Origin of the sequence: Pseudomonas sp. B21-012, from assembly GCF_024749305.1 — a bacterium.
In the GTDB taxonomy this organism is placed as follows: Bacteria; Pseudomonadota; Gammaproteobacteria; order Pseudomonadales; family Pseudomonadaceae; genus Aquipseudomonas.
This window is the reverse complement of the sequence record NZ_CP087197.1, coordinates 462,779-487,929: the sequence shown is the minus strand read 5'-3', so window position 1 is coordinate 487,929 and position 25,151 is coordinate 462,779. Positions and strand designations below refer to the sequence as shown.

Annotated in this window: 23 protein-coding genes; 10 read left to right on the top strand and 13 right to left on the bottom strand. The window is 63.4% G+C overall.

The genetic code is table 11. The annotated features are described in order from the left end of the window. Positions 1-19 precede the first annotated feature (19 nt). From mdtD to yccS, 4 genes are all read left to right on the top strand, one after another. Positions 20-1,477, top strand: coding sequence for a multidrug transporter subunit MdtD (gene mdtD / locus LOY37_RS02170; protein WP_258609045.1), 1,458 nt, complete (start codon positions 20-22; stop codon positions 1,475-1,477). A 105-nt stretch (positions 1,478-1,582) separates the two neighbouring features. Then, entirely contained in the window at positions 1,583-2,920 is a 1,338-nt protein-coding gene (gene dbpA / locus LOY37_RS02165; RefSeq protein ID WP_249744453.1) for an ATP-dependent RNA helicase DbpA, read from the top strand. 99 nt (positions 2,921-3,019) lie between these two features. Further along, positions 3,020-4,201 carry an NAD(P)/FAD-dependent oxidoreductase gene (locus LOY37_RS02160; protein WP_258716220.1) on the top strand — a complete coding sequence of 394 codons (1,182 nt, stop codon included), beginning with the start codon at positions 3,020-3,022 and terminating at the stop codon, positions 4,199-4,201. A 118-nt stretch (positions 4,202-4,319) separates the two neighbouring features. Then, positions 4,320-6,503 (top strand): YccS family putative transporter, encoded by a 2,184-nt coding sequence (gene yccS, locus LOY37_RS02155; protein ID WP_093376854.1) that lies wholly within the window; start codon positions 4,320-4,322, stop codon positions 6,501-6,503. Here the strand turns inward: yccS and LOY37_RS02150 are convergent, their stop codons facing one another. Next, positions 6,504-7,244: an ABC transporter substrate-binding protein gene (locus LOY37_RS02150; RefSeq protein ID WP_093376858.1), complete on the bottom strand. Its 741-nt coding sequence runs from the start codon at positions 7,242-7,244 to the stop codon at positions 6,504-6,506. Between the two features lie 232 nt (positions 7,245-7,476). Here LOY37_RS02150 and LOY37_RS02145 point away from each other — a divergent pair, with 232 nt between their 5' ends. Further along, positions 7,477-7,929 (top strand): GNAT family N-acetyltransferase, encoded by a 453-nt coding sequence (locus LOY37_RS02145; RefSeq protein WP_093376860.1) that lies wholly within the window; start codon positions 7,477-7,479, stop codon positions 7,927-7,929. A gap of 81 nt (positions 7,930-8,010) precedes the next feature. On the opposite strand, the gene LOY37_RS02140 is transcribed toward LOY37_RS02145, so the two are convergent. From LOY37_RS02140 to tkt, 9 genes are all read right to left on the bottom strand, one after another. Further along, the gene (locus LOY37_RS02140; protein WP_093376863.1) at positions 8,011-8,307 is read right to left on the bottom strand and encodes a helix-turn-helix domain-containing protein; all 297 of its coding nucleotides are present in this window, start codon (positions 8,305-8,307) and stop codon (positions 8,011-8,013) included. A 17-nt stretch (positions 8,308-8,324) separates the two neighbouring features. After that, positions 8,325-8,825, bottom strand: coding sequence for a M48 family metallopeptidase (locus LOY37_RS02135; protein ID WP_258716219.1), 501 nt, complete (start codon positions 8,823-8,825; stop codon positions 8,325-8,327). Positions 8,826-8,864: 39 nt separating this feature from the next. Beyond that, positions 8,865-10,985, bottom strand: a complete 2,121-nt coding sequence (locus LOY37_RS02130; RefSeq protein ID WP_258716218.1) for a bifunctional diguanylate cyclase/phosphodiesterase — start codon at positions 10,983-10,985, stop codon at positions 8,865-8,867. Positions 10,986-11,198: 213 nt separating this feature from the next. After that, complete coding sequence (fba, locus tag LOY37_RS02125) at positions 11,199-12,263, bottom strand: class II fructose-bisphosphate aldolase (protein WP_043863595.1); 1,065 nt, start codon at positions 12,261-12,263, stop codon at positions 11,199-11,201. A gap of 95 nt (positions 12,264-12,358) precedes the next feature. Then, the gene (locus tag LOY37_RS02120) at positions 12,359-12,685 is read right to left on the bottom strand and encodes an MliC family protein (RefSeq protein ID WP_045193810.1); all 327 of its coding nucleotides are present in this window, start codon (positions 12,683-12,685) and stop codon (positions 12,359-12,361) included. A 51-nt stretch (positions 12,686-12,736) separates the two neighbouring features. Further along, positions 12,737-12,955, bottom strand: coding sequence for a hypothetical protein (locus tag LOY37_RS02115; protein ID WP_045193812.1), 219 nt, complete (start codon positions 12,953-12,955; stop codon positions 12,737-12,739). A 31-nt stretch (positions 12,956-12,986) separates the two neighbouring features. Then, on the bottom strand, positions 12,987-14,150 hold the full coding sequence (locus LOY37_RS02110) for a phosphoglycerate kinase (RefSeq protein WP_045193813.1): 1,164 nt from the start codon (positions 14,148-14,150) through the stop codon (positions 12,987-12,989). 12 nt (positions 14,151-14,162) lie between these two features. After that, complete coding sequence (gene epd, locus LOY37_RS02105; RefSeq protein WP_093376873.1) at positions 14,163-15,230, bottom strand: erythrose-4-phosphate dehydrogenase; 1,068 nt, start codon at positions 15,228-15,230, stop codon at positions 14,163-14,165. Between the two features lie 103 nt (positions 15,231-15,333). Continuing rightward, a complete protein-coding gene (gene tkt / locus LOY37_RS02100) occupies positions 15,334-17,331 on the bottom strand; it encodes a transketolase (protein ID WP_258716217.1) in 1,998 nt (665 codons plus the stop codon). A 259-nt stretch (positions 17,332-17,590) separates the two neighbouring features. Between tkt and LOY37_RS02095 the strand changes: the two genes are divergently transcribed. From LOY37_RS02095 to LOY37_RS02080, 4 genes are all read left to right on the top strand, one after another. After that, positions 17,591-18,592 carry a metalloregulator ArsR/SmtB family transcription factor gene (locus LOY37_RS02095; RefSeq protein WP_123564900.1) on the top strand — a complete coding sequence of 334 codons (1,002 nt, stop codon included), beginning with the start codon at positions 17,591-17,593 and terminating at the stop codon, positions 18,590-18,592. Positions 18,593-18,604: 12 nt separating this feature from the next. After that, the gene (gene metK / locus LOY37_RS02090; RefSeq protein WP_038997515.1) at positions 18,605-19,795 is read left to right on the top strand and encodes a methionine adenosyltransferase; all 1,191 of its coding nucleotides are present in this window, start codon (positions 18,605-18,607) and stop codon (positions 19,793-19,795) included. A gap of 161 nt (positions 19,796-19,956) precedes the next feature. Then, on the top strand, positions 19,957-21,645 hold the full coding sequence (ligB, locus tag LOY37_RS02085; protein WP_408980683.1) for an NAD-dependent DNA ligase LigB: 1,689 nt from the start codon (positions 19,957-19,959) through the stop codon (positions 21,643-21,645). Between the two features lie 59 nt (positions 21,646-21,704). Beyond that, positions 21,705-22,100 (top strand): DUF1090 domain-containing protein, encoded by a 396-nt coding sequence (locus LOY37_RS02080; RefSeq protein WP_045193820.1) that lies wholly within the window; start codon positions 21,705-21,707, stop codon positions 22,098-22,100. 46 nt (positions 22,101-22,146) lie between these two features. On the opposite strand, the gene LOY37_RS02075 is transcribed toward LOY37_RS02080, so the two are convergent. Continuing rightward, positions 22,147-22,593 carry a cytochrome c gene (locus LOY37_RS02075; RefSeq protein WP_093387186.1) on the bottom strand — a complete coding sequence of 149 codons (447 nt, stop codon included), beginning with the start codon at positions 22,591-22,593 and terminating at the stop codon, positions 22,147-22,149. A 130-nt stretch (positions 22,594-22,723) separates the two neighbouring features. On the opposite strand from LOY37_RS02075, the gene LOY37_RS02070 reads away from it, so the two are divergent. Next, positions 22,724-23,875, top strand: a complete 1,152-nt coding sequence (locus tag LOY37_RS02070; protein ID WP_045193821.1) for a murein transglycosylase A — start codon at positions 22,724-22,726, stop codon at positions 23,873-23,875. A gap of 6 nt (positions 23,876-23,881) precedes the next feature. Here LOY37_RS02070 and LOY37_RS02065 read toward each other — a convergent pair whose 3' ends face one another. Together LOY37_RS02065 and LOY37_RS02060 are read right to left on the bottom strand one after the other, a co-directional pair. Continuing rightward, positions 23,882-24,268, bottom strand: a complete 387-nt coding sequence (locus LOY37_RS02065; RefSeq protein ID WP_093376890.1) for an MAPEG family protein — start codon at positions 24,266-24,268, stop codon at positions 23,882-23,884. 25 nt (positions 24,269-24,293) lie between these two features. Next, entirely contained in the window at positions 24,294-25,127 is an 834-nt protein-coding gene (locus tag LOY37_RS02060; RefSeq protein ID WP_045193824.1) for an EamA family transporter, read from the bottom strand. Positions 25,128-25,151 lie beyond the last annotated feature (24 nt).

The window sequence follows — 25,151 nt, the reverse complement described above, 5'->3', positions numbered from 1 at the left end:
CCGCTGCCACAGACCCGCGATGAGGCCCTCAAGGACTGCACACCAACCCATGCCCAACCGCGCCCCGCTGGACCCGACCACCGCCCGCTGGATTCCCTGGGTGGTGGCCATCGCCTTTTTCATGCAGTCGCTCGACGGCACCATCCTCAACACCGCCCTGCCGGCCATGGCCCGCGACCTGGCCGAAGACCCGCTGCGCATGCAGTCGGTGATCATCGCCTACATGCTCACCGTGGCCCTGCTGATCCCGGCCTCGGGCTGGATTGCAGACCGCTTTGGCACCAAGCGCATCTTCTTCGGCGCCATCCTCCTGTTCAGCCTAGGTTCGCTGCTCTGCGCCCTGGCCAGCAGCCTCGGCATGCTGGTAGCGGCACGGGTGATCCAGGGCCTGGGCGGTGCCTTGATGCTGCCGGTCGGGCGCCTGGTGGTGCTGCGTGCCTATCCGCGCTCGGAGCTGGTGCGGATCATGAGCTTCATCACCATCCCCGGCCTGCTCGGGCCGTTGCTGGGCCCGACCATGGGCGGCTGGCTGGTGGAAATTCTCAGCTGGCACTGGATTTTCCTGCTCAACCTGCCGGTTGGCGCCATCGGCTGTTATGCGGTGTGGAAGTTCATCCCCGACCTGCGCGGCTCTGAGCGTACCCGCTTCGACGGCATCGGCTTCGTGCTGTTCGGCGCGGCAATGGTGTTGATCACCATTGCCATGGAAGGCCTGGGCGAGCTGCACCTGCCGCACCTGCGGGTAATGCTGCTGCTGTTTGCCGGCATGGCCTGCCTGGCCGCCTACTGGCTGCGCGCCGGCAGCGTCGACAACCCGCTGTTTTCGCCAAAACTGTTCCGCACCCGGACCTTTTCAGTGGGTATCCTCGGCAACCTGTTTGCCCGCCTGGGCAGCGGCGCCCTGCCGTTCCTGGTGCCGCTGTTGCTGCAAGTGGCGCTGGGTTACTCACCGTCCCAGGCCGGCATGAGCATGATCCCCCTGGCTGCGGCGGCGATGGTCGCCAAGTCGATTGCCAGGCCACTGATCGAACGCTTCGGCTACCGCAACATTCTCACCGGCAATACCCTGCTGCTGGGCCTGCTGCTGGCAAGCCTGGGGCTGGTCGACGAACAGACGCCCTACGCCCTGTTGCTGTTGCAACTGGGCTTGCTGGGTGCGGTCAACTCGATGCAGTTCACAGCGATGAACACCGTGACCCTGATCGATCTCGACGACAACAGCGCCAGCAGCGGCAACAGCCTGCTGTCGGTGGTCGCGCAATTGTCGCTGAGCCTCGGTGTGGCCTGTGCCGGCGCCCTGCTTGGCGGTTTTACCGCAGCGGGCAGTGCCGAAGGCGTCGAGAGCACCCTCGGGGCGTTCCAGCTGACCTTTGTGACCATCGGCCTGATGGCCATGCTGGCGGCGGCGATCTTCATGCAGCTGTCCAGGGCGGACGGAAGGCGTGCCCCTCGTCCGGAACCGGAGATCGAGCCTTAGGGCTAAAGGCCATGAGGCTGGTACACTGCGCGACATTTTGTTTTGCAGGCCCGTCTCGTGACCACCATTGCCACCGCCTTCGCCACTTTGCCGCTGTCCGCCGCCATGCTGGCCAACCTGGACGCCCTCGGCTACGCCCAGATGACCCCGATCCAGGCCCAAAGCCTGCCGGTGATGCTCAAGGGCATGGACCTGATCGCCCAGGCCAAGACCGGCAGCGGCAAGACCGCCGCCTTCGGCATCGGCCTGCTCAACCCGCTCAACCCGCGTTACTTCGGGTGCCAGGCGCTGGTGCTGTGCCCGACCCGCGAACTGGCCGACCAGGTGGCCAAAGAGCTGCGTCGCCTGGCCCGCAGCGAAGACAACATCAAGATTCTGACCCTCTGCGGTGGCGTGTCCCTGGGCCCGCAGATCGCTTCGCTGGAGCACGGCGCGCACATCATCGTCGGCACCCCGGGCCGCGTGCAGCAGCACCTGAGCAAAGGCACCCTGGTGCTCGATGGCCTCAACACCCTGGTGCTCGATGAAGCCGACCGCATGCTCGACATGGGCTTCTACGACGCCATCGCCGACATCATCGGCCAGACCCCGAAGCGCCGCCAGACCCTGCTGTTCTCCGCCACCTACCCGGCCGGCATCAAGCAACTGGCCTCGGCCTTCATGCGCGACCCGCAAACCGTCAAGGTCGAGTCGCAGCACGCCGACAGCCAGATCGAGCAGCGCTTCTACGAGATCACCCCGGAACAGCGCATGGACGCGGTGAGCAAGCTGCTCGGGCATTTCCGCCCGCAGTCGTGCGTAGCGTTCTGCTTCACCAAGCAGCAGTGCCAGGAGCTGGTCGAGCACCTGCAGGCCAAGGGTATCGCCGCCCAGGCCCTGCATGGCGACCTGGAGCAGCGTGACCGCGACCAGGTCCTGACCCTGTTCGCCAACCGCAGCCTGTCGGTGCTGGTGGCCACTGACGTCGCCGCCCGCGGCCTGGATATCGACGCCCTGGACATGGTCATCAACGTCGAGCTGGCCCGCGATGCCGAGATCCACGTGCACCGTGTCGGCCGTACCGGTCGTGCCGGTGAGAAAGGCCTGGCGGTGAGCCTGGTGGCCCCGGCCGAAGGCCATCGCGCCCAGGCCATCGAAGACATGCAGAAGGCCGCCCTGCGCTGGGAACAGCTGGACAGCCTCAAGGCCCAGAATGGTGCACCGCTGCTGCCGACCATGAGCACCCTGTGCATCGCTGCCGGGCGCAAGGACAAGCTGCGCCCTGGCGACATTCTTGGCGCCTTGACCGGCGATGCCGGACTGCCGGGCACCCAGGTCGGCAAGATTGCCATCTTCGACTTCCAGGCCTTCGTCGCCGTCGAGCGCGCGGTGGCCAAACAGGCGCTGCAGCGGCTCAACAGCGGCAAGATCAAGGGCCGCTCGTTGCGGGTGCGGATCGTCTGATTACTTTTTTCGCGGGGCAAGCCCGCTCCTACACACCCTCCCTGTAGGAGCGGGCTTGCCCCGCGATCGCTTCACCACCGAATTCTCGAGGATTTTGCAGTGCGTTCCACCGAAGTGATCATCATCGGCGCTGGCGCCGCCGGCCTGATGTGCGCCCTGAGCGCCGCCAAACGCGGCCGTCAGGTGCTGCTGCTCGACCACGCCAACAAACCGGGCAAGAAGATCCTCATGTCCGGCGGTGGCCGCTGCAACTTCACCAACATGTACACCGAGCCGAGCAATTTCCTCTCGCACAACCCGCACTTCTGCAAATCGGCCCTGGCCCGCTACACCCAGTGGGACTTCATCGAGATGGTCGGCAAGCACGGCGTGCCCTACCACGAGAAAAAGCTCGGCCAGCTGTTCTGCGATAACAAGTCCAGCGACATCCTCGGCATGCTTCTGGACGAGTGCGACAACGCTGGCGCCGAGCTGCGCATGGAAACCCGCATCGAGCAAATCGAAAAACTCGACAGCGGCTACCTGCTGGAAACCAGCGCCGGCCAGTTCCAGTGCCAGTCGCTGGTCATCGCCACCGGCGGCCTGTCGATCCCGACCCTGGGCGCCACCGGCTTCGGCTACCAGGTGGCCCGCCAGTTCGGTCACACCCTGCTGCCGACCCGTGCCGGCCTGGTGCCGTTCACCATCACCGAGCCGCAGCTCAAGGCGATCTGCACTGAACTGTCGGGCACCTCGGTGGATTGCGTGGCCAGCTGCAACGCCAGCAGCTTCCGCGAAAACCTGCTGTTTACCCACCGCGGCCTGAGCGGCCCGGCGATCCTGCAGATTTCTTCGTTCTGGCAGGCCGGCGACACGGTTGAGATCAACCTGCTGCCCGAGCACGACGCCCTGAGCTGGCTGCAACAGCAGCAAGCCGAGCGCCCCAACAGCGAGCTCAAGACCCTGCTCGGCGAGATCTTCACCAAGAAGATGGCCAACCTGCTGGCCGAGCACTGGTTCGTCTCCAAACCGATGAAGCAGTACACCCCGGCGGAACTGGCCCAGGTCAGCGACAAGCTCGGGGCCTGGCAGGTGGTGCCGGCCGGTACCGAGGGCTACCGCACCGCCGAGGTAACCCTGGGCGGCGTCGATACCCGCGAGGTTTCGTCGAAAACCATGGAGTCGCTGAAAAGCCCGGGGCTGTACTTTATCGGTGAAGTGCTCGACGTCAGTGGCCACCTGGGCGGCTTCAACTTCCAGTGGGCCTGGGCCTCGGCTTACGCGGCCGCGCAGTTCGTCTAACCTTCGCGGTAGAATCAGCGCATCAAGGAACAAATTTTGCTGGTCAGATGGCGGCGGTAACACCGCTGCCATCTGACTGGCTCAATTTCGATCATCGCCCAAGGCCTGCCGACCCGACATGTCATCTTCCTCGTTCAGCCAATCGTTGCGCCGCCTCTGGGCCCTGGACAAGTTCAGCTACGCCATCCGCGTTCTCATCGCCCTGACCGGCAGCATGCTGCTGTGCTGGTACAAGGACGAGATGAGCCTGCTGATCCCGCTGTTTCTGGGGATTATCGCCAGCGCCCTGGCCGAGACCGACGACAGCTGGCAGGGGCGCCTGAATGCCCTGGCGGTGACCCTGGTGTGCTTCACGGTTGCCGCGCTGTCGGTGGAGTTGCTGTTCCCCTACCCGATCATCTTCGGCTGCGCCCTGGCCCTGGCCAGCTTTGCCCTGACCATGCTCGGTGCGCTCGGCGAGCGCTACGGCGCGATTGCCTCGGCGACGCTGATTTTGTCGGTGTACACCATGATCGGCGTCGACCAGCGCGGCGGCGAAGTCACTGACTTCTGGCACGAGCCGTTGCTGTTGGTGGCCGGCGCCGCCTGGTACGGCCTGCTTTCAGTGCTATGGCAGGCGCTGTTTTCCAACCAGCCGGTGCAGCAGAGCCTGGCCCGGCTGTTCCGCGAGCTGGGTCGCTACCTCAAGCTCAAGGCCACCCTGTTCGAGCCGATCCGCCAGCTGGATGTCGAAGCCCGGCGCCTGGAACTGGCGCAGCAGAACGGCCGGGTGGTGGCCGCACTGAATGCGGCCAAGGAGATCATCCTGCACCGGGTCGGCAATGGCCGGCCTGGCTCGAAGGTCAGCCGCTACCTGAAGCTGTACTTCCTGGCCCAGGACATCCATGAGCGTGCCAGTTCTTCGCACTACCCCTACAACGCCCTGACCGAAGCCTTTTTCCACAGCGACGTGCTGTTCCGCTGCCAGCGTCTGCTGCGCCAGCAGGGCGTTGCGTGCCAGCAGTTGTCCGAATCCATCCAGCTGCGCCAGCCGTTCACCTACGACACCAGCTTCGCCCAGGCCCTGGAAGACCTGCACGCCTCGCTCGAACACCTGCGCATCCAGAGCAACCCGGCCTGGCGTGGCCTGCTGCGTTCGCTGCGGGCGCTGGCGGCAAACCTGGCGACCCTCGACCGCCTGCTCAGCGATGCCAGCAACCCCGACAACCTTGCCGATGCCAGCGACAGCAGCCTGCTCGACCGCTCGCCGCGCAATTTCAAGGACGTCTGGAGCCGCCTGCGCCAGCAACTGACGCCGACTTCGCTGCTGTTTCGCCACGCCCTGCGCCTGCCTCTGGCGCTGTCGATCGGCTATGGCATGGTGCACCTGATTCACCCGACCCAGGGCTACTGGATCATCCTCACCACCCTGTTCGTCTGCCAGCCCAACTACGGCGCCACGCGGCGCAAGCTGGTGCAACGGATCATCGGTACGGGCATCGGCCTGACCGTCGGCTGGGCGTTGTTCGACCTGTTCCCCAGCCCGATCATCCAGTCACTGTTCGCCGTGGCCGCCGGGGTGGTGTTCTTCGTCAACCGCACCACCCGCTACACCCTGGCAACCGCAGCGATCACCCTGATGGTGCTGTTCTGCTTCAACCAGATCGGCGATGGCTACGGGCTGTTCCTGCCGCGCCTGTTCGATACCCTGGTGGGCAGCCTGATCGCCATCCTCGCCGTATTCCTGTTCCTCCCGGACTGGCAGGGCCGGCGCCTGAACAAGGTGCTGGCCAACACCTTGAGCTGCAACAGCACCTACCTGCGCCAGATCATGCAGCAGTACGCCCAGGGCAAGAGCGACGACCTCGCCTACCGCCTGGCCCGGCGCAACGCCCACAACGCCGACGCAGCGTTGTCGACCACCCTGGCCAACATGCTCATGGAGCCGGGGCATTTTCGTAAGGAGGCCGACGTCGGTTTCCGTTTTTTGGTGCTGTCGCACACCCTGCTCAGTTATCTGTCGGGCCTCGGCGCGCACCGCGACACGGCCCTGGATGCCGAGGTTCGCCAGCAGTTGATCGATGGCGCCGGGGCCAGCCTGGCCAGCAGCCTGGATGAAATCGCCGAAGGCCTGGCCAGCAAGTTGCCGGTAGCGATCCACAGTGATGCCGAAGAGGCCCTGGCCAATGAGCTTGAGCAGATGCCCGAAGAGCTCGACGAAAACCAGCGCCTGGTGCAAACCCAGCTGGCGCTGATCTGCCGGCAACTGGCGCCACTGCGCACCCTCGCCGCACACCTGATCAAGGACAGCGCGCCTGCCTGATTACAGGCCGTGCTGCTTGAGCAGCCGGGCATAACTGCCATCGGCTTTCATCTGGGCAATGGCGCGGTCGAAGCCGGCGACGATCTGCTGGTGCTCGGGATTCTTCAGGCTGACGAGGATATGCAGGCTGTTCTCGCTGACCGGCTTGTCGAAGAACTCCACCGCCTCACGCACTTCTTTCGGTTCGCGCTTGAGGTAATAACCGGCAACGAACTCATCCTCCAGCGCCAGGCGTACACGCCCGGCGGCGAGCATGCCGACAGCAACGGAAAAACTGCGCACCGGAACCTTCTGCAATTGGGCGTCACTGTCGAACTCGGGCGAGTAGGCGTAATCGCGTACCACGGCGACTGGGAACGGATGGAGGTCGCTCAAGGCATTGAAGCGCAGCGCATCGCCTTTGCGCTTGAGCAGCCGAATACGGTTGGTCAGGTAGCTGGCGGAGAACTGGCCAATTTGTGTACGCGAGTCGTTGTACCAAGCGTTGACCAGCACATCGTAGCGGCCTTCCCCCACCCCCAGCAGCGCCCGGGCCCAGGGCACCTGCTCGTACTGGCTGGTATAGCCGGCACGGGTCAGGGCGGTGGTGACGATGGCCGTGGCCAGGCCGCCGTTGGCCATGCTGGCATCGGTGAACGGTGGCCAGCTGTCGGCCACCAGCCGCAGCCGGGTGGCCTGCGCCGATGTGCTCAGCAGTAGCAGTATTCCCATTGAAGCCAAGACTCGAAGCAATGGCCGCATGCTCAAATCCTTTAGCGAACCCCTGGTTCGCGCCGTTGATTTCAACTGCTTGAGAATGTTCAGTGCCTATCAGCCATCGCAGGTTACACAAAGAAGAAGTAATCGGGCAGAGGCAAATGATATCAAATGGCCTCTATTCCGGTCGACTTCGAGCCTGTATTGACCTGGCGCAATTAGACCCTCGCCGCGCAGTCTGCCATGATCAGGACTATCAACCGCTTGAGAGACGCCCATGGCCATCGACTGGATCTGCAAACACCACAGTGACATTGGCAAGGAACAACTCTATGCCATTCTGCGACTGCGTACCGAAGTGTTCGTGGTCGAACAGAAATGTGCCTACCAGGAAGTCGATGGCCAGGACCTGGAAGGCGACACCTGCCACCTGATGGCCTGGGAAGGTGACCAGTTGCTGGCGTACCTGCGTTTGCTCGATCCACAGTCCCAGGGCGGTGACGTGGTCATAGGCCGGGTGCTGATCGCCCCCGAGGCACGTGGTCGTGGACTGGGCCATGAACTGATGGAGCATGGGCTCAAGTACGCAGAGCATTACTGGCCTGAAGTGCCGGTGTACCTGTCAGCCCAGGCGCACTTGCAGGGCTACTATGCACGCCATGGTTTCAAGGTGGCGGGAGAGGAGTATCTGGAAGACGATATCCCACACATTGGTATGCGGCGGGACTAGCAACATCGCGGGGTCAAGTCGGGTCGCCGCACCGCCGCTCCCACAATTATGTAAGAGCGGGATTGACCCGCGATGGGGCCTTCAGGGATAGCCCAGCACTTCACGAATACCGCGCAAATGCTGGGTGATCCACTGCTTGTCGATCGCCCCCCAGTCGCGAATCCGGTAGTGCCCGGCATGATTGCGCGCCCCTGCCTGCTGCTCGAACTCACAGACGATGTCCAGGTCGGCCAGGGCGGCAATGGTGTCCTGGGCGGTGCGCCGCGGCATGCCGGTGGCTTCCATCAAGGCCGGGACGGTGCTGGCAGTCTGGCTGTCGATCAGCCAGGCGACATACAGCCGGCGGTAGAAACTGCTCTTGGTCTTGCTCACTTCCATTGGCAAATCCTCAGGGCCTACAGGCTGGCGGGCAGCTCGCGGTAGGTCAGGTAAACGCGCAGGTCGAATTCCAGTTGATGGTAGCCCGGCTGCATATATTCACAGAGCTGGTAGAACGCCTTGTTGTGATCGGACTCTTTCAGGTGCGCCAGTTCGTGCACCACGATCATCTTCAGAAACTGCGGCGCCGCCTCCTTGAACAACGAAGCGATGCGGATTTCCTTCTTGGCCTTGAGCTTGCCGCCCTGCACCCGCGACACCGCCGTGTGCAGGCCGAGCGCGCGGTGGGTGAGGTCAAGGCGGTTGTCGAACAGCACCTTGTCGAGGTTCGGCGCGTTGCGCAGGTGCTCCTGCTTGAGCGCCTGGGCATAGCTGTACAGCGCCTTGTCGCTTTGTACCGCGTGCCGGTCCGGGTAGCGCTGCTGCAAGTAGTCGCCCAGGCAATTGCTGGCAATCAACTGGCGGACCTGGTCTTGCAGGGCGGGCGGATAGGCTTGCAGGTACTTGAGCACGGTCATGGGCAAAACGGCTGACGGTAAAGGCGCCAGTGTACCCAACTACAGCTGCTGCCAGGCAAAAAAGCCCGGAAACACCCCGGCATCACTGGCCGTCATCGGTCGCGCCACCAAAAAGCCCTGCACATATTCGCAGCCGTTGGCCTGCAGCCAGTGCGCCTGCTCGAGGGTTTCGACACCTTCGGCGATCACGCTGATTGCATACTGGCGACACAGGTCGATGACGCAACGCACCAGCGCCGCGTCCGCTTGCGAGCCGGGCAAGCGTGCGACCAGGTGGCGGTCGAGTTTAAGCGTGTCGATTGGCAGGTCGCGCAGCAGCCGCAGCGAACAATCGCCCGCACCAAAATCGTCGAGGGCGATGCGCACGCCCAGCTCGCGCAACTTGTGCAACTGTTTCAAAGCCACGTCGTTATTGACCATCAACGACGTCTCGGCCACCTCGACTTCCAACTGCGCCGGATCAAGGCCCTGGATGGCGATCACCCGGCCCAGTTCCTCGGCCAGGTTGGGCATGGCGAACTGCACGCGGCTGAGGCTAATGCCCAGCACCAGTGTCGGCTCGAAGCATTCCTGCCAGTCACGCCGCTGCGCCGCGCCCTGGGCGTATATCCAGCTGGCCAGGCGCGAAATCAGCCGCGCCTCTTCCAGCAAGGGCAGGAACAACCCCGGCGGCACGTCGCCGACACTGGGGTGCTGCCAACGCAGCAGCGCCTCGAAGCCGCGTAGACGGCCGTCGGCAAATGCCACCTGGGGCTGGTAGACCAGGCTGAAATCCTTGTGCTCGATGGCGCTGCGCACCGAGTCTTCGAGCATCAGCCGCGAGCGCGCCCGGCCATTGAGGTCCTGGTCGTAGTAGCGATACTGCTGGCGCCCGGCCTGCTTGGCCGCATACATCGCAGCGTCGGCCGCGCGCAGCAGGCCGTCGAGGTTGGCGCCGCAATCGGGGTAGGTGGCAATGCCGATGCTCACGCCGAGGGTCACTTCCATGCCCTCTATCTGCTGGCAGATCGACATGCGCTCGATCACCCCCTCGGCGAAACGCGCCGCCTGCTCGGGGTATTCCAGGGCATCGAACAAGGCGGTGAACTCATCGCCGCCCATGCGCGCCAGGATCGCATTGGCGCCCAGGCAATCCTTGAGCTGCTCGGCGACCCAATGCAGCACCCGGTCACCGGCCTCATGGCCGAGAAAATCATTGATACGTTTGAAACCGTCCAGGTCCAGGTACATCAGCGCCTGGGTCTTGTCGCTGCGTTCGTTGCGCACCAAGGCGCTTTCAGCGGCCTGGTAGAAGCCACGGCGGTTGAGCAGCCCGGTCAAGGGGTCGGTAACCGCCTGAAACTCCAGTTGCTGGTGCAGGTGGCGCACCACCGACATGTCCAGCACCGTCACCACCATGGCGCGCTGACCGTCGGTCAATGGCGAGCACGACAGCGCTACCGGCACCGGCTGGCCGCCGGCAGTACGCAGCAGGGCATCGTGGATACGGAAGATCTGCCGCTCCAGGTAGGCCTGGTAGAACGCCGATTCGGCCCACAAGGTCATCCCCGGCGACTGCACGAAATCCAGCAGGTTGGCGCCTTGCAGCAGCTCGACCGGGGCTTGGAGCAATTGCGAAATGGCCGGGTTGGCAAAGCTGATCTCACCCTTTTCGCCCACCACCAGGATGCCTTCGGCGGCATTGTTGAGCACCGAGGCGTTGAACGCCCGCGCCGCTTCCAGGTCGCGGCTCAAGCGCTGCAGTGAGCGCCGGTTGCGCTGCTGCTCGAGCAGGGCCTGAACCTTGGGCTTGAGGATTTGCGGATCGAAGGGCTTGAACAGGTAATCCACCGCACCACTGGCGTAGCCCTTGAGCACGGCAGCCTGGGACTGTTCGTTGGCGGTGAGGAAGATGATCGGCGTCAACCGCGTACGCTGGCTACCGCGCATCAGGCGGGCAACCTCGAAACCGTCCATGCCCGGCATCTGCACATCGAGCAGCACCAGGTCCACTTCATGTTCGAGCAGCGCGCTCAGGGCTTCCGTCCCCGAGCTCGCGGTGAGTACTTGCCAGTCCTGGCGGGCCAGCAAGGCCCGCATGCTGATCAGGTTTTCCGGATAATCGTCAACGACCAGCAGTACTGAGCCGCTATCGTGTGACTGAGGTTGCGCGCAATCCATGCTGCTTCTCTTAAGACACCAATGCCGGGCTTCGGCTGAAATCTGTGCGTAACTCTAGACCCGGCTGCCATAAATCTGAAGTCAGCACATTGCCATCATGGTCGGAATGGCCTGTTAGCCGACTAACGGTCTGTCCGTCCGGGCCATGCGCATTGCCTTCCTGGCGCGCAGGCACAAAAAAGCCCGCATCGCTGCGGGCTTTTCTGTTCAGGCTTAGTTGACCTTGGCGGCCAGCTCACCTTTGGCGTAGCGCTGGAACATCGCTTCGAGGGAGATCGGCTTGATCTTCGAGGCGTTACCAGCAGTGCCGAAGGCTTCGTAACGGGCGATGCAGACGTCGCGCATGGCCTTGACGGTTTCGCCGAAGAACTTGCGTGGGTCGAATTCGCTCGGGTTGGTGGCCATCAGGCGACGCATGGCACCGGTGGACGCCAGGCGCAGGTCGGTGTCGATGTTGACCTTGCGCACGCCGTACTTGATGCCTTCGACGATTTCTTCAACCGGCACGCCGTAGGTTTCCTTGATGTCGCCGCCGTACTGGTTGATGATCGCCAGCCACTCTTGCGGTACCGAGGACGAACCGTGCATCACCAGGTGGGTGTTGGGGATGCGCTTGTGAATTTCCTTGATGCGGTCGATCGCCAGCACGTCGCCAGTAGGCGGCTTGGTGAACTTGTAAGCACCGTGGCTGGTACCGATGGCGATGGCCAGGGCATCGACCTGAGTGCGCTTGACGAAGTCGGCAGCTTCTTCCGGATCGGTCAGCATCTGGCTGTGATCCAGTACGCCTTCAGCGCCGATACCGTCTTCTTCACCGGCCATGCCGGTTTCCAGCGAACCCAGGCAGCCCAGCTCGCCTTCAACCGAAACGCCGCAGGCGTGAGCCATGGCAACGGTTTGCTGGGTAACACGGACGTTGTAGTCGTAGTCAGTCGGGGTCTTGCCGTCTTCGCCCAGCGAGCCGTCCATCATCACCGAGCTGAAGCCCAGCTGGATCGAGCGCTGGCAGACGTCAGGGCTGGTGCCGTGGTCCTGGTGCATGCACACCGGGATGTGCGGGAATTCTTCGATCGCAGCCAGGATCAGGTGGCGCAGGAACGGCGCGCCGGCGTATTTGCGGGCACCGGCCGAGGCCTGGACAATCACCGGGGAGTCGGTCTTGTCAGCGGCTTCCATGATGGCGCGCATCTGCTCGAGGTTGTTGACGTTGAAAGCTGGAACGCCGTAGCCGAATTCAGCGGCGTGGTCCAGCATCTGGCGCATGCTAATGAGTGCCATTGTGTATCTCTCTCCCGACAAGCGTCGTTTTTCGTGCAAGCCTGCCGCAGCGGCGGTTGCTATTCAAGTAGTGTGGGCCTTCGAGGCCCGGCCAGTCACGGCGCCTTGCAGCCCCGCCCTATCAAATCGTTGGTGGCGACCCAGTACACCAGGCCTTCGTCACCCTTGCTGTGGAACGCCAGCACTCCATCGCTGTACAACGCACCCGAGCCACTAGGCTCCGGCTTGAGCCGGTAGACCTGGTCGCCGCCACCCAGGCGAACGTCCACCTCCTGCTGGCTGCTGTCGGCAAAGCGCCAGAGCACTTCAACCTGGCTGTCGCAGACCCAGCGGGTCCAGTTGTCGGCCGGTGCCGGCGCAGGCTTGAGGCTTGCGCAACCACCGAGTACTGCCAGGGCCATCAAGGCCGCAACCGCTTTCATCCAATATCCTCTAGCAGACCACAAACCGGCCGGTAGGTTGCCGTGAACCGATCAAGGGCAACCCTGGGCCCGGCGCTGATGTTCGTCGTCGTATTTTTCCAGGCCATCCGGGCCCAGCCTTTTGTTGATCACCGGTGCCGTTTCAGCCTGCCATTCAGACTGATAGCAGCCGCCTTTCGGCGCGCCGGGCTTTGCCGGCGCCTGCTCCGGGTTACTGGAGCAAGCGCCGAGCAGACCGGCCAGGATAATCACAGGCAATTGCTTGACCATGCAGGTCGCTCCCTTTGCCAGGCCGAATGGATCAGGCCTTGGCTCGCTGTTCCAGCACTTCAACGGCCGGCAGCACTTTACCTTCGACGAACTCGAGGAAAGCACCGCCACCGGTAGAAATGTAGGAGATTTGCTCGGCAACGCCATATTTGTCGATGGCCGCCAGGGTATCGCCACCACCGGCAATGGAGAACGCCGCGCTCTCGGCGATGGCCTGGGCCAGGACCTTGGTGCCATTACCGAACTGGTCGAATTCAAACACGCCGACCGGGCCGTTCCAGAGGATGGTCTTCGACGACTTCAGCAGCTCGGCGAAGTTGGCCGCGGTTTGCGGGCCGATGTCGAGGATCATGTCGTCTTCGGCAACGTCGGCAACCAGTTTGACGGTCGCGGCGGCGCTTTCGGCGAATTCCTTGGCAACCACGACGTCCACTGGCAGCGGTACGTTGACCTTGGCAGCGATGGCCTTGGCGGTGTCGATCAGGTCAGGCTCGTACAGCGACTTGCCGACCGGGTGACCGGCCGCGGCCAGGAAGGTGTTGGCGATGCCGCCGCCGACGATCAGCAGGTCGCAGATCTGGCTCAGGCTGTTGAGTACGTCCAGCTTGGTCGACACCTTGGAGCCGGCAACGATCGCCGCCATCGGCTTGGCCGGGGCTTTCAGGGCCTTGCCCAGGGCATCCAGCTCGGCCGCCAGCAGCGGGCCGGCAGCAGCGACCTTGGCGAACTTGGCTACGCCGTGGGTCGAGCCTTCGGCGCGGTGAGCGGTACCGAAGGCGTCCATCACGAACACGTCGCACAGGGCAGCGTACTTCTGCGCCAGCTCGTCGGCGTTCTTCTTCTCGCCCTTGTTGAAGCGCACGTTCTCGAACAGGACGATGTCACCGGCCTTGATTTCGACACCGTCGAGGTAGTCGGCAACCAGCGGCACGTCGCGGCCCAGGGCCTTGCTCAGGTACTCGGCGACCGGCTTGAGGCTGTTCTCGGCAGAGAACTCGCCTTCGCTCGGGCGGCCCAGGTGCGAGCAGACCATCACGGCCGCGCCCTTTTCCAGGGCCAGCTTGATGGTCGGCAGCGAAGCGAGGATGCGCGCATCGCTGGCAACCACACCGTCCTTCACAGGCACGTTGAGGTCTTCGCGGATCAGTACGCGCTTACCTTGCAGATCGAGGTCGGTCATCTTCAACACGGTCATGAATGCAGTCCTTCAGGGCTGTTTACAAGTGGAGCGGGTTTGATTGACGACGTGCAGAAAGTGATCGGCAACGTCGAGCATACGGTTGGCAAAACCCCATTCGTTGTCGAACCAGGCCAGCAGGTTGACCAGCCGGGGGCCGGAAACGCGGGTCTGGCTGGCATCGACAATCGCCGAATGCGGGTCATGGTTGAAATCACAACTGGCGTGCGGCAGTTCAGTGTAGGCCAGCAGCCCCTGCAGCGGGCCGCTCAGGGCGGCTTCGCGCAGCACCCGGTTGACCTCGGCCGCGGTGGTGTCGCGGGCGGTCTGCAGGGTGATGTCCAGGCACGACACATTGACGGTCGGCACGCGTACGGCTTTGGCCTGAATTCGCCCGGCAAGTTCCGGCAGCAGCCGTTCGATACCACGGGCAAGGCCCGTGGACACCGGGATCACCGACTGGAACGCCGAACGGGTACGGCGCAAGTCTTCGTGGTGATAGGCGTCGATGACCGGCTGGTCGTTCATCGCCGAGTGGATGGTGGTAATCGACACGTACTCCAGGCCAAAAGCCTGGTCCAGCACCCGCAACAGCGGCACGCCGCAGTTGGTGGTGCAGGAGGCGTTGGACACCAGCTTCTCGCTGCCGTCCAGGCAATCCTGGTTGATTCCGTAGACCACCGTGGCGTCGACATCCGCCTCGCTGGCCATGGGCTGGGAAAACAGCACCCGCGGCGCGCCGGCGTCGAGAAAACGCATGGCATCGGCGCGGGTGTTGTAGGCGCCGGAGCACTCCAGCACCAGGTCGACGCCCAGCGCCGCCCAGTCGATCCCTTCCGGGGTGGCACTGCGCAAGACTTTCACGCAGTCGCCATTGATATGCAGACAATCGCCGTCGACCTTCACCTCTCCGGGGAAACGCCCGTGGGTGGAGTCGAAGCGTGTCAGGTATTCGATACTGGCCTGGTCGGCCAGGTCGTTCAGCGCAACGATCTCGAAGCCCGCCTTCGCCCCCCGTTCAAAGAGTGCGCGCAAGACGCAACGACCAATACGGCCGTAGCCGTTGAGTGCAACTTTGTAAGGACGCGATTGGGGCATGGGATGCTCACGGAACAGAAGCGTTATCTGCAATCGCGGGGCAAGCCCGCTCCTACAGAACTGTAGGAGCGGGCTTGCCCCGCGATGATTCCAGCACTGTTGATCAGTCTTCCAGCAGCTCTTCAGCAGTACCCAGGATGTTTTCCAGGGTGAAACCGAACTCTTCGAACAGGGCCGATGCAGGTGCCGACTCGCCGTAGGTGGTCATGCCGATGACGCGGCCTTCGAGGCCGACGTACTTGTACCAGAAGTCGGCGTGGGCCGCTTCGATGGCGATCCGCGCGCCGACTTGCAGTGGCAGTACCGACTGCTTGTAGCCAGCATCCTGGGCATCGAACACGCTGGTCGACGGCATCGACACGACGCGGACCTTGCGGCCCTGCTCGGTCAGCTTGTCGAACGCCTGAACCGCCAGGCCGACTTCGGAGCCGGTGGCGATCAGGATCAGCTCAGGCTCGCCGGCGCAGTCCTTGAGGACGTAGCCGCCGCGGCTGATGTTGGCGATCTGCTCGGCATCACGCTCTTGGTGCTGCAGGTTCTGACGCGAGAAGATCAGCGCCGACGGGCCGTCTTTGCGCTCCAGGGCGGACTTCCAGGAAACCGCCGACTCGACGGCATCGGCTGGGCGCCAGGTGTCCAGGTTCGGGGTGCTGCGCAGGCTGGTCAGTTGCTCGATCGGCTGGTGGGTCGGGCCGTCTTCGCCAAGACCAATGGAGTCGTGGGTGTAGACGTGGATGACCCGCTGCTTCATCAGCGCCGACATGCGCACCGCGTTGCGGGCGTATTCCATGAACATCAGGAAGGTCGCGCCGTAAGGCACCAGGCCGCCGTGCAGGGCGACGCCGTTCATGATCGCGGTCATGCCGAACTCGCGCACGCCGTAGAACATGTAGTTGCCGCTGGCGTCTTCAGCGCTGACGCCTTTGCAGCCTTTCCACAGGGTCAGGTTGGAACCGGCCAGGTCAGCCGAGCCGCCGAGCAGTTCAGGCAGCAGCGGGCCGAAGGCGTTCAAGGCGTTCTGGCTGGCTTTACGGCTGGCGATGGTCTCGCCCTTGGCCGCGACTTCAGCGATGTAGGCTGCTGCTTTCTCGGCGAAATCGGCCGGCAGGTCACCGCTCAGGCGACGCACCAGTTCGTTGGCCAGCTCCGGGTGAGCGGCGGAGTAGGCAGCGAAACGCTGGTCCCACTCGGCTTCGACGGCCTTGCCGGCTTCCTTGGCGTCCCACTCGGCGTAGATCTCAGCCGGGATTTCGAACGGGCCGTGGTTCCAGTTCAGCTCTTTGCGCGCCAGGGCGATTTCGTCGTTGCCCAGCGGAGCACCGTGGCAATCTTCCTTGCCCTGCTTGTTCGGCGAGCCGAAACCGATGATGGTCTTGCAGCAGATCAGGGTCGGCTGCTCGCTCTTGCGCGCGGTGTCGATGGCGGTGCGGATTTCGTCGGCGTCATGGCCGTCGACATTGCGGATCACCTGCCAGTTGTAGGCTTCGAAACGCTTAGGGGTGTCATCGGTGAACCAGCCTTCGACTTCGCCGTCGATGGAGATGCCGTTGTCGTCGTAGAAGGCGATCAGCTTGCCCAGGCCCAGGGTACCGGCCAGGGAAGCGACTTCGTGGGAAATACCTTCCATCATGCAGCCGTCACCCAGGAACACATAGGTGTGGTGGTCGACGACATTGTGGCCTGCGCGGTTGAACTGGCCAGCCAGGACTTTTTCCGCCAGGGCGAAACCGACGGCGTTGGCCAGGCCCTGGCCCAGCGGGCCAGTGGTGGTCTCGACGCCCGGGGTGTAACCGAACTCCGGGTGGCCCGGGGTACGGCTGTGCAGTTGACGGAAGCTTTTCAGGTCGTCGATCGACAGGTCGTAGCCAGTCAGGTGCAGCAGCGAGTAGATCAGCATCGAACCGTGGCCGTTGGACAGCACGAAGCGGTCGCGGTCGGCGAAGTTCGGGTTGGTCGGGTTGTGCTTCAGGTAGTCACGCCACAGAACCTCGGCGATATCCGCCATGCCCATAGGGGCACCGGGGTGGCCGCTGTTGGCCTTTTGCACGGCATCCATGCTGAGGGCACGAATGGCGTTGGCACGCTCACGACGGCTGGGCATCGCTTATCTCCTGGGTGTTGAATTAGTTACGAAACGAAAAAAGGCGGCCATTTTCGCCCAGGCACGTGCCCGGGGGCAATGACGGATGGTCGATGCAGCATGATTTTCCTGTGATTGAGCAAAGAATCAGGCGTTAACTCGGGCAAACAGCCGGATCGGTCGCTTGGCCTGCGACGAATTGCCCCGCTTATCGAGCAATATCAAAACTTTTTGATATTGGCCTTGCGAGGCAATCGTTGCCTGACTAGACTGCCGCTCCATGAACCTACCCGTGCCGTCGATCCGCCAAGAGCAAAGCGATGCGCTGGCTGCCCTGTGCAAAGCCGGCGGCGATCCGCTGCGCCTTAACGTATTGCGCGCCCTGGCCAGCGATTCGTTCGGCGTACTGGAACTGGCGCAGATCTTCGCCATTGGCCAGTCGGGCATGAGCCATCACCTCAAGGTCCTGGCCCAGGCAGGCCTGGTCGCGACCCGCCGCGAAGGCAATGCGATCTTTTACCGCCGCGCCCTGCCCGATGGCCTGAGCCTGGGCGGCAAGCTGCATGCGGCATTACTCGAAGAAGTCGACGGGCTGAGTCTGGCCGATGAGGTCCAGGCCCGTATCGCCCAGGTGCAACAACGCCGGGCTGCCACCAGCCAGGACTTTTTCCTGCGTGTCGAAGAGAAATTTCGCGCCCAGCAAGATTTGATTGCCGGCTTGCCGCAGTACCGCGAAAGCTTGCTGGCCCTGCTCGACAAGCTCAGTTTTGAAGCCGGCGCCGATGCCCTTGAAGTGGGCCCCGGCGATGGCGAGTTTCTTCCCGAGCTGGCCCGGCGCTTTGCCCGGGTCACCGCCCTGGACAACAGCCCGACCATGCTCGACCTGGCCCGTAGGGTCTGCGAGCGTGAAGGTCTGGCTAATGTGAACCTGCAGTTGGCCGATGCACTCAGTGCAACGGATGTGGAAGCCGACTGCGTAGTGCTGAACATGGTCCTGCACCATTTCAGCGCCCCGGCCGAAGCCCTGCGGCAGCTGGCCAACCGCGTGAAACCAGGCGGAAGCCTGTTGGTAACAGAGTTGTGCAGCCACGACCAGAGCTGGGCCAGAGAGGCCTGTGGCGATATCTGGCTGGGCTTCGAGCAGGACGACCTGGCCCGTTGGGCCAGCGCTGCGGGACTGGCTCCCGGGGACAGCCTCTATGTGGGCTTACGTAATGGTTTCCAGATTCAGGTCCGCCATTTTCAGCGACCGGCTGGCGACATCACCATCGGTAAATTTTAGGAACCCGTCGAGATGAGCGAATACTCCCTTTTCACCTCCGAGTCCGTGTCTGAAGGGCATCCGGACAAAATCGCCGACCAGATTTCGGATGCGGTGCTGGACGCCATCATCACCCAGGACAAATTCGCCCGCGTGGCGTGCGAAACCCTGGTAAAAACCGGCGTCGCGATCATCGCTGGCGAAGTCACCACCTCGGCCTGGGTCGATCTGGAAGACATCGTTCGCAAAGTCATCGTCGATATTGGTTACAACAGCTCCGACGTTGGCTTCGACGGCGCGACCTGCGCGGTCATGAACATCATCGGCAAGCAATCGGTAGACATCGCCCAGGGCGTTGACCGCAGCAAGCCTGAAGACCAGGGCGCCGGCGACCAGGGCCTGATGTTCGGCTACGCCAGCAACGAAACCGACGTGCTGATGCCAGCACCGATCTGCTTCTCGCACCGTCTGGTCGAGCGCCAGGCCGAAGCGCGCAAGTCCGGCCTGCTGCCGTGGCTGCGCCCGGACGCCAAATCGCAGGTTACCTGCCGTTACGAAGGCGGCAAGGTAGTGGGTATCGACGCCGTGGTGCTGTCGACCCAGCACAACCCTGAAGTGTCGCAAAAAGACCTGCAGGAAGCGGTGATGGAGCTGATCGTCAAGCACACCCTGCCGGCCGAACTGCTGCACAAGGACACCCAGTTCCACATCAACCCGACCGGCCAGTTCATCATCGGTGGCCCGGTAGGCGACTGCGGCCTGACCGGTCGCAAGATCATCGTCGACAGCTACGGCGGCATGGCCCGTCACGGCGGTGGCGCGTTCTCCGGCAAGGACCCGTCCAAGGTTGACCGTTCCGCCGCCTACGCCGGGCGCTACGTGGCCAAGAACATCGTCGCCGCCGGCCTCGCCGAGCGTTGCGAGATCCAGGTTTCCTACGCCATCGGTGTCGCTCAGCCGACGTCGATTTCGCTGAACACCTTCGGCACCGGCAAGATCTCCGACGACAAGATCGTCCAGCTGGTGCGCGAGTGCTTCGACCTGCGTCCGTACGCGATCACCACCATGCTCGACCTGCTGCACCCGATGTACCAGGAAACCGCTGCCTACGGTCACTTCGGCCGTATCCCGCAGCAGAAGACTGTCGGCGACGACACCTTCACCACCTTCACCTGGGAACGCACCGACCGCGTCGACGCCCTGCGCGCTGCTGCCGGTCTGTAAGGGCTGAAGCTACAAGCTGCAAGTTGCAAGCTGCAAGCGAAGCCCCGGCCGGGTGACTGGTCGGGGCTTTTTCATTGGCCTAGACACATGACCTGACATGTTGAACACCTTCAAGGCGCTCAATCTTTCCTAGGCTTGGTATTCCACCCCGCCGAGCAAGGATGCTCGCCATGCTGCACACGTCCCTGCTGTCCCTTCTGCTCTTCTTCTGGCTGCTTCCGGCACACGCGCAGACTTGCCCCGACTGGCCGTCTGTTCAGGCCCGGGCTGAAATCCGCCAGCTCCAGCAGACGCTTGCCGACTGGGACGATCACTATCACCGTCAGGGTGTCTCGCTGGTCGCTGACGAACTCTATGACCAGAGCCGCACACGCCTGGGCCATCTGCAAAGCTGCTTCCCGACGCCAGCCAGGCCGCAGGACAGCCCGTTGAAAACCGCTGTCGGCCCCTTGCGCCACCCGATTGCCCATACCGGCCTTGGCAAGCTGGCCGACGACGCGGCGGTCAAAGCCTGGATGCACGGCAAGCAAGAGCTGTGGATTCAACCCAAGGTCGATGGCGTGGCCGCTACCCTGGTTTATCGCGACGGCAAGCTGGTGCAACTGATCAGCCGCGGCGACGGCGTCCATGGCCACGACTGGAGCCGGCACATCCCGGCCCTGGGCACACTCAACCAGCAATTGCCCAAGCCGCTCGACCTGGTGCTCCAGGGCGAACTGTTCTGGCGCCTGGAAGGCCACGTACAGGCCAATGCCGGCAGCCTCAACGCCCGCGGCAATGTCGCCGGCCTGCTGGCGCGCAAACGTATCAGTGCCGAACAGGGCGCGGTGGTCGGCTTGTTTGTCTGGGCCTGGCCACTGGGGCCGGCCGATCAGCGCGAGCGGCTCAAGGGCTTGAACGCGTTGGGTTTTGAGCATAGCGAGCGTTACAGCGAGCCCTTGAGCAGCTTCGCCGAGGCTGCCCGCTGGCGCGAACACTGGTACCGCAGCCCGCTGCCCTTCGCCAGCGACGGCGTGGTGCTGCGCCAGGGCCAGCGCCCGCACGGCAGTCGCTGGCAAGCGCGCGACCCGTACTGGGCAACCGCGTGGAAATACCCCTTTGCCCAGGCGCTGGCGCAAGTCCGGGGCGTACACTTCAACATCGGCCGTACCGGGCGTATCACCCCGGTATTGAAGATCGAGCCGGTGCAGCTGGATGACCGGCAGATCCGCCAGGTCAGCCTCGGCTCCTTCCAACGCTGGCAGCAGCTGGACATCCGTCCTGGCGACCAGGTGGCGATCAGCCTCGCCGGGCTGACCATTCCACGCCTGGATGCGGTGGTGCACCGCAGTGTTCAACGCATGGACATCGCAACCCCTGACCCTGCCCACTACCACTCGCTAAGTTGCTGGCAACCCGACGATGGCTGCCGTAGCCAATTCGTCGCCCGCCTCAATTGGCTCAGCTCCAAGCAAGGCCTGAACATGCCCCGTTTGGGCCCAGGCACCTGGGAAAAACTCATCGACAGTGGCCATGTGCAAGGCCTGGGCGACTGGCTCGACCTGCAGGATGAAGACTTGCAATCGGTGCCAGGGCTTGGCGAACGCAGCCGCCAGCAATTACTGCAAGCCTTCGACCAGGCCCGCCAGCAACCCTTTGTTCGCTGGCTCAGTGCCCTCGGCGTTCCAGCCGCGACGCCGTTGGCAGCAGACACCACCTGGACAGACCTGCGCCAGCGCGATGCCGGGCAATGGCTGGCCGAGCCGGGTGTTGGCCCAGGCCGCAGCGCGCAATTGCTGGCATTTTTCCGCTCACCGCAGGTGCAGATAGTGGCCGAACAATTGCGCAGACACACAATCGAGGGTTTCTAATTTCGCCGGATCAGGGCAGCATCATGGATTCTGCCAAGCCCGCGACAACGGAGCCCCTAATGAAACTGCTTTCCCCGCTTGCCCTGTTCACCGTCTGTTCACTCCTGGCCACGCCCCTGCTGGCTGCCGAACAACAGCCAGGCCTGACCGGTTGCGCAGCCAAGAAGCAAGCCATCAGCGAACAGATCGAACAGGCTCGCGCCCATGGCAACAGCAATCAGCAAGCCGGCCTGGAAAAAGCCCTCAGCGAAGTGACCGAGCATTGCACCGATGCCAGCCTGCGCAAAGAGCGCGAACAGAAAGTCCTCGATGCCCGTCACGAAGTGAACCAGCGCACCAAGGACCTGGACAAGGCCATGAAAAAAGGTGACGCCGAGAAGATCAACAAGCGCAAGGACAAGCTGGCAGAGTCCAAGCAGGAGCTGCAAGACGCTCTGAAAGAGCTGGAGAAGTAACTGACAGCGTTATTGTCGGAGCGGATTTATCCGCTCCCACAGCCACTCAGTGATTTCGAAACTCGGTATGACAGGCTTTGCACGCCGCCTCGACCTTGTCCATCGGCGCAGCCAGGTCAGCCGCCTTGAGCGGCTGGGTGCGGGTCACCGCGACCAGTTCGGCGGTACTGGCCTCCATCTGCCGAGCCAGGTCCTGGAAGCGTGCCTGCTTCTCCCAGACATCGGCGCGGGCGCTGGTATCATCCTCTTCGCGAACCTGTGGAAAGTGCTTCCAGGGCTCGCGGGACAGGTTGTCGAGCTTGACCGCGCCATCGGCGAACTTCTGCCCATCGAAGGCCAGGCGCCCACGCAGCATGCCGCCGAGGTCTTCACTGGTCTTGAGCATTTGCTTGAAGATCGTCTTGCGCTGGCCCAGTGGCGAGTTGGGATCGACCCCGCCACAGGCACTCAGGGTCAAACACGCCAGCAGTACAACAGAAAGTCGCTTGAGCATCTTGATCACTTCGGCTCACGGAAAAAGGCGGCCAGTATCCTCGCCTCACCGGCAAAGACCAATACCCTTATTAAAACTACGGTTTGCGAAAACGGCTGCAAGCCACGCCAACCGTCGAGGAACCCCGTTGATGAAACTTCCTTTGCGCCACCTCGGCTGGACCCTGTCGGTGCTGGCCCTGCTGGCCGGCTGCAACGGCAGCGCGCCGGAAAAACCCAAGCCACACCCGCTGGCTACCTACGTCGGCGCCACCTGGGAAGACCTGCCACAGGTCAGCGACAGCGACCTGGTCGCCGGTTTCGAGTCCTGGCGCAGTGCCTGCGAGCGGCTCAAGCGTGATGCGATCTGGGCCAACACCTGCAGCGCAGCGGCAGCCATTGCTGCCAGCCCGGCTGAAGTACGCAGCTTTCTTCAGGCGCAGCTGGACGTCTACAGCATGCGTTCGGCCGAGAACAACGCCAACGGCTTGATCACTGGTTACTACGAGCCGGTCTACCCCGGTAGCCTGACCCAGACCGACAGCGCCACTGTGCCGGTCTATGGCGTACCGGACGACATGATCGTGGTGGCGCTGGACAGCGTCTATCCCGAACTCAAGGGCAAGCGTCTGCGTGGCCGCCTCGAAGGCCGGGTACTCAAACCCTACGACACCGCAGAAACTATCAATGCCCAGGGCGCCAAGGCACCGGTACTGGCCTGGCTGACCGACCCGATGGACCTGCAGTTCCTGCAGATCCAGGGTTCTGGCCGCATCCAGCTGGAAGACGGCCGCCAACTGCGCATCGGCTATGCCGACCAGAATGGCCACCCCTATCGCCCGATCGGCCGCTGGCTGGTGGAACAAGGGCAATTGAAGAAAGAAGAAGTGACCATGGGCAGCATCCATGCCTGGGCCCAGAGCAATCCGGCGCGGGTTCCGGAACTACTGGCGAGCAACCCCAGCTACGTGTTCTTCAGCACCCGCCCGGACAGCAACGAAGGCCCGCGCGGCTCGCTCAATGTGCCATTGACCGCCGGCTACAGCGTGGCCATCGACCGCAAGGTGATTCCGCTGGGCAGCCTGCTGTGGCTCTCGACCACGCGCCCTGATGGCGCGCCGGTGGTGCGTCCGGTGGCCGCCCAGGATACCGGCGGGGCGATCACCGGCGAAGTGCGCGCCGACCTGTTCTGGGGCACTGGCACTGAAGCCGGCAAACTGGCCGGCGACATGAAGCAGCAAGGCCAGATCTGGCTGCTGTGGCCCAAGGGCGCAGCCTTGCCGGCCGTGCCCCAGGTGCCGTGACGCGGCTCAGATCGAGACGAAGAAGAACGACGCGATCAGGCCCAGGCCGACGAACCACACCAGCGAACGCAGGGCGGCCCAGTCGGCCAGGTAGCAGATGATGTAGAGCAGGCGGCTGGTGATGTACAGCACCGCCAGCACGTCCTGGGTCACCTGCTCGGCGTTGCCGACGATGTCGGCGATGATCACTGCCGCGGCGAACGCCGGGAAAGCTTCGAAGCTGTTCAATTGCGCCGCGTGGGCCCTGCGCGGCAAGCCTTCGAGTTTGTCGAGGAAAGCCCGCGGGTCGTGGTTCTGGCGCAGGTTGAAGCGCCCGCTGGCAACCTTGGCGATGCTGGTACAGACAATGGGCAAAAACAACGCAATCAGTACACACCAGAAGGCAACGGTCATGGCCAAGTCCTTGTCAGTAGAATTATCAGAGTTTCATGATCAGCATGCCGATCAGCACCAGGGCACAGGCTAAGAGCCTCGGCCCGCCAAAAGGTTCTTTGAGGTAGCGCATGCCGAACAGCACCACCAGAATCACGCTGACCTCGCGCAGCGCCGCCGCCTCGGCCACCGACCCCAGTTGCATGGCCCAGAGCACCAGGGCATAGCTGAACAACACGCAAAAACCCACCGCCAGGCCCAAGCGCCACTGCAGCCGCCAGAACAGCATGAACGGCGCGCGCCGGGCCACCCCTGCCAGCAGCGGAAACGGCCAGGCACTGATCAGCGTCAGCCATACAAGATAGTCCAGCGGCTGTGACCACAGGCGGATCGCCTGGCCGTCGAGCCAGGTGTAGCAACCGATGCACAGGCCGATCAAGGCCACCACCGGCAGCATCGACCAGGGCAGCCGGTCACCGCCGCCGCCCTGCCAGAGCAGGCAGGCCATGCCACAGGGAATGAGCAGGATGCCGATGATCTGCTGGCTGCTCAGGGCTTCGCCGGCAAAGGTCAGGGTCAGCGCCAGCACCACCAGCGGCGACAGGCCGCGCATCAACGGATAGACCAGCCCCAGGTCACCGACCCGATAGGCCTGTATCAGCAGGAACCGGTAGAAGAGTTCAAACACTGCCGAGGCCAGCATCCACGGCCAGACCTCGGCCGGCGGCACCTGGACGAACGCGACCATGGCGAGGGCAAATACCAGCGCCACCACGTCCATGCTGGCAATCACCAGCAGGCGTTCGCCGCTGAATTTGATCAGGGTGTTCCAGGTCGCGTGCAGCAGCGCCGCGACCAATACCAATGAGGTGGCTAACACGCAATGGTCCTTGGCAAGGCAGGT

Excerpts from the sequence above, each read along its gene's own strand:
- fba (WP_043863595.1), bottom strand. The coding sequence starts at position 12,263 with ATGGCACTCATTAGCATGCGCCAGATGCTGGACCACGCCGCTGAATTC.
- LOY37_RS02075 (WP_093387186.1), bottom strand. The coding sequence starts at position 22,593 with ATGCTCAAGCGACTTTCTGTTGTACTGCTGGCGTGTTTGACCCTGAGT.
- dbpA (WP_249744453.1), top strand. The coding sequence starts at position 1,583 with ATGCTGGCCAACCTGGACGCCCTCGGCTACGCCCAGATGACCCCGATC.
- metK (WP_038997515.1), top strand. The coding sequence starts at position 18,605 with ATGAGCGAATACTCCCTTTTCACCTCCGAGTCCGTGTCTGAAGGGCAT.
- ligB (WP_408980683.1), top strand. The coding sequence starts at position 19,957 with ATGCTCGCCATGCTGCACACGTCCCTGCTGTCCCTTCTGCTCTTCTTC.
- LOY37_RS02110 (WP_045193813.1), bottom strand. The coding sequence starts at position 14,150 with ATGACCGTGTTGAAGATGACCGACCTCGATCTGCAAGGTAAGCGCGTA.
- LOY37_RS02130 (WP_258716218.1), bottom strand. The coding sequence starts at position 10,985 with ATGGATTGCGCGCAACCTCAGTCACACGATAGCGGCTCAGTACTGCTG.
- LOY37_RS02150 (WP_093376858.1), bottom strand. The coding sequence starts at position 7,244 with ATGCGGCCATTGCTTCGAGTCTTGGCTTCAATGGGAATACTGCTACTG.
- yccS (WP_093376854.1), top strand. The coding sequence starts at position 4,320 with ATGTCATCTTCCTCGTTCAGCCAATCGTTGCGCCGCCTCTGGGCCCTG.
- LOY37_RS02115 (WP_045193812.1), bottom strand. The coding sequence starts at position 12,955 with ATGGTCAAGCAATTGCCTGTGATTATCCTGGCCGGTCTGCTCGGCGCT.
- LOY37_RS02135 (WP_258716219.1), bottom strand. The coding sequence starts at position 8,825 with ATGACCGTGCTCAAGTACCTGCAAGCCTATCCGCCCGCCCTGCAAGAC.
- LOY37_RS02140 (WP_093376863.1), bottom strand. The coding sequence starts at position 8,307 with ATGGAAGTGAGCAAGACCAAGAGCAGTTTCTACCGCCGGCTGTATGTC.
- LOY37_RS02080 (WP_045193820.1), top strand. The coding sequence starts at position 21,705 with ATGAAACTGCTTTCCCCGCTTGCCCTGTTCACCGTCTGTTCACTCCTG.
- LOY37_RS02120 (WP_045193810.1), bottom strand. The coding sequence starts at position 12,685 with ATGAAAGCGGTTGCGGCCTTGATGGCCCTGGCAGTACTCGGTGGTTGC.
- LOY37_RS02095 (WP_123564900.1), top strand. The coding sequence starts at position 17,591 with ATGAACCTACCCGTGCCGTCGATCCGCCAAGAGCAAAGCGATGCGCTG.
- tkt (WP_258716217.1), bottom strand. The coding sequence starts at position 17,331 with ATGCCCAGCCGTCGTGAGCGTGCCAACGCCATTCGTGCCCTCAGCATG.
- LOY37_RS02070 (WP_045193821.1), top strand. The coding sequence starts at position 22,724 with ATGAAACTTCCTTTGCGCCACCTCGGCTGGACCCTGTCGGTGCTGGCC.
- LOY37_RS02065 (WP_093376890.1), bottom strand. The coding sequence starts at position 24,268 with ATGACCGTTGCCTTCTGGTGTGTACTGATTGCGTTGTTTTTGCCCATT.
- epd (WP_093376873.1), bottom strand. The coding sequence starts at position 15,230 with ATGCCCCAATCGCGTCCTTACAAAGTTGCACTCAACGGCTACGGCCGT.
- mdtD (WP_258609045.1), top strand. The coding sequence starts at position 20 with ATGAGGCCCTCAAGGACTGCACACCAACCCATGCCCAACCGCGCCCCG.
- LOY37_RS02145 (WP_093376860.1), top strand. The coding sequence starts at position 7,477 with ATGGCCATCGACTGGATCTGCAAACACCACAGTGACATTGGCAAGGAA.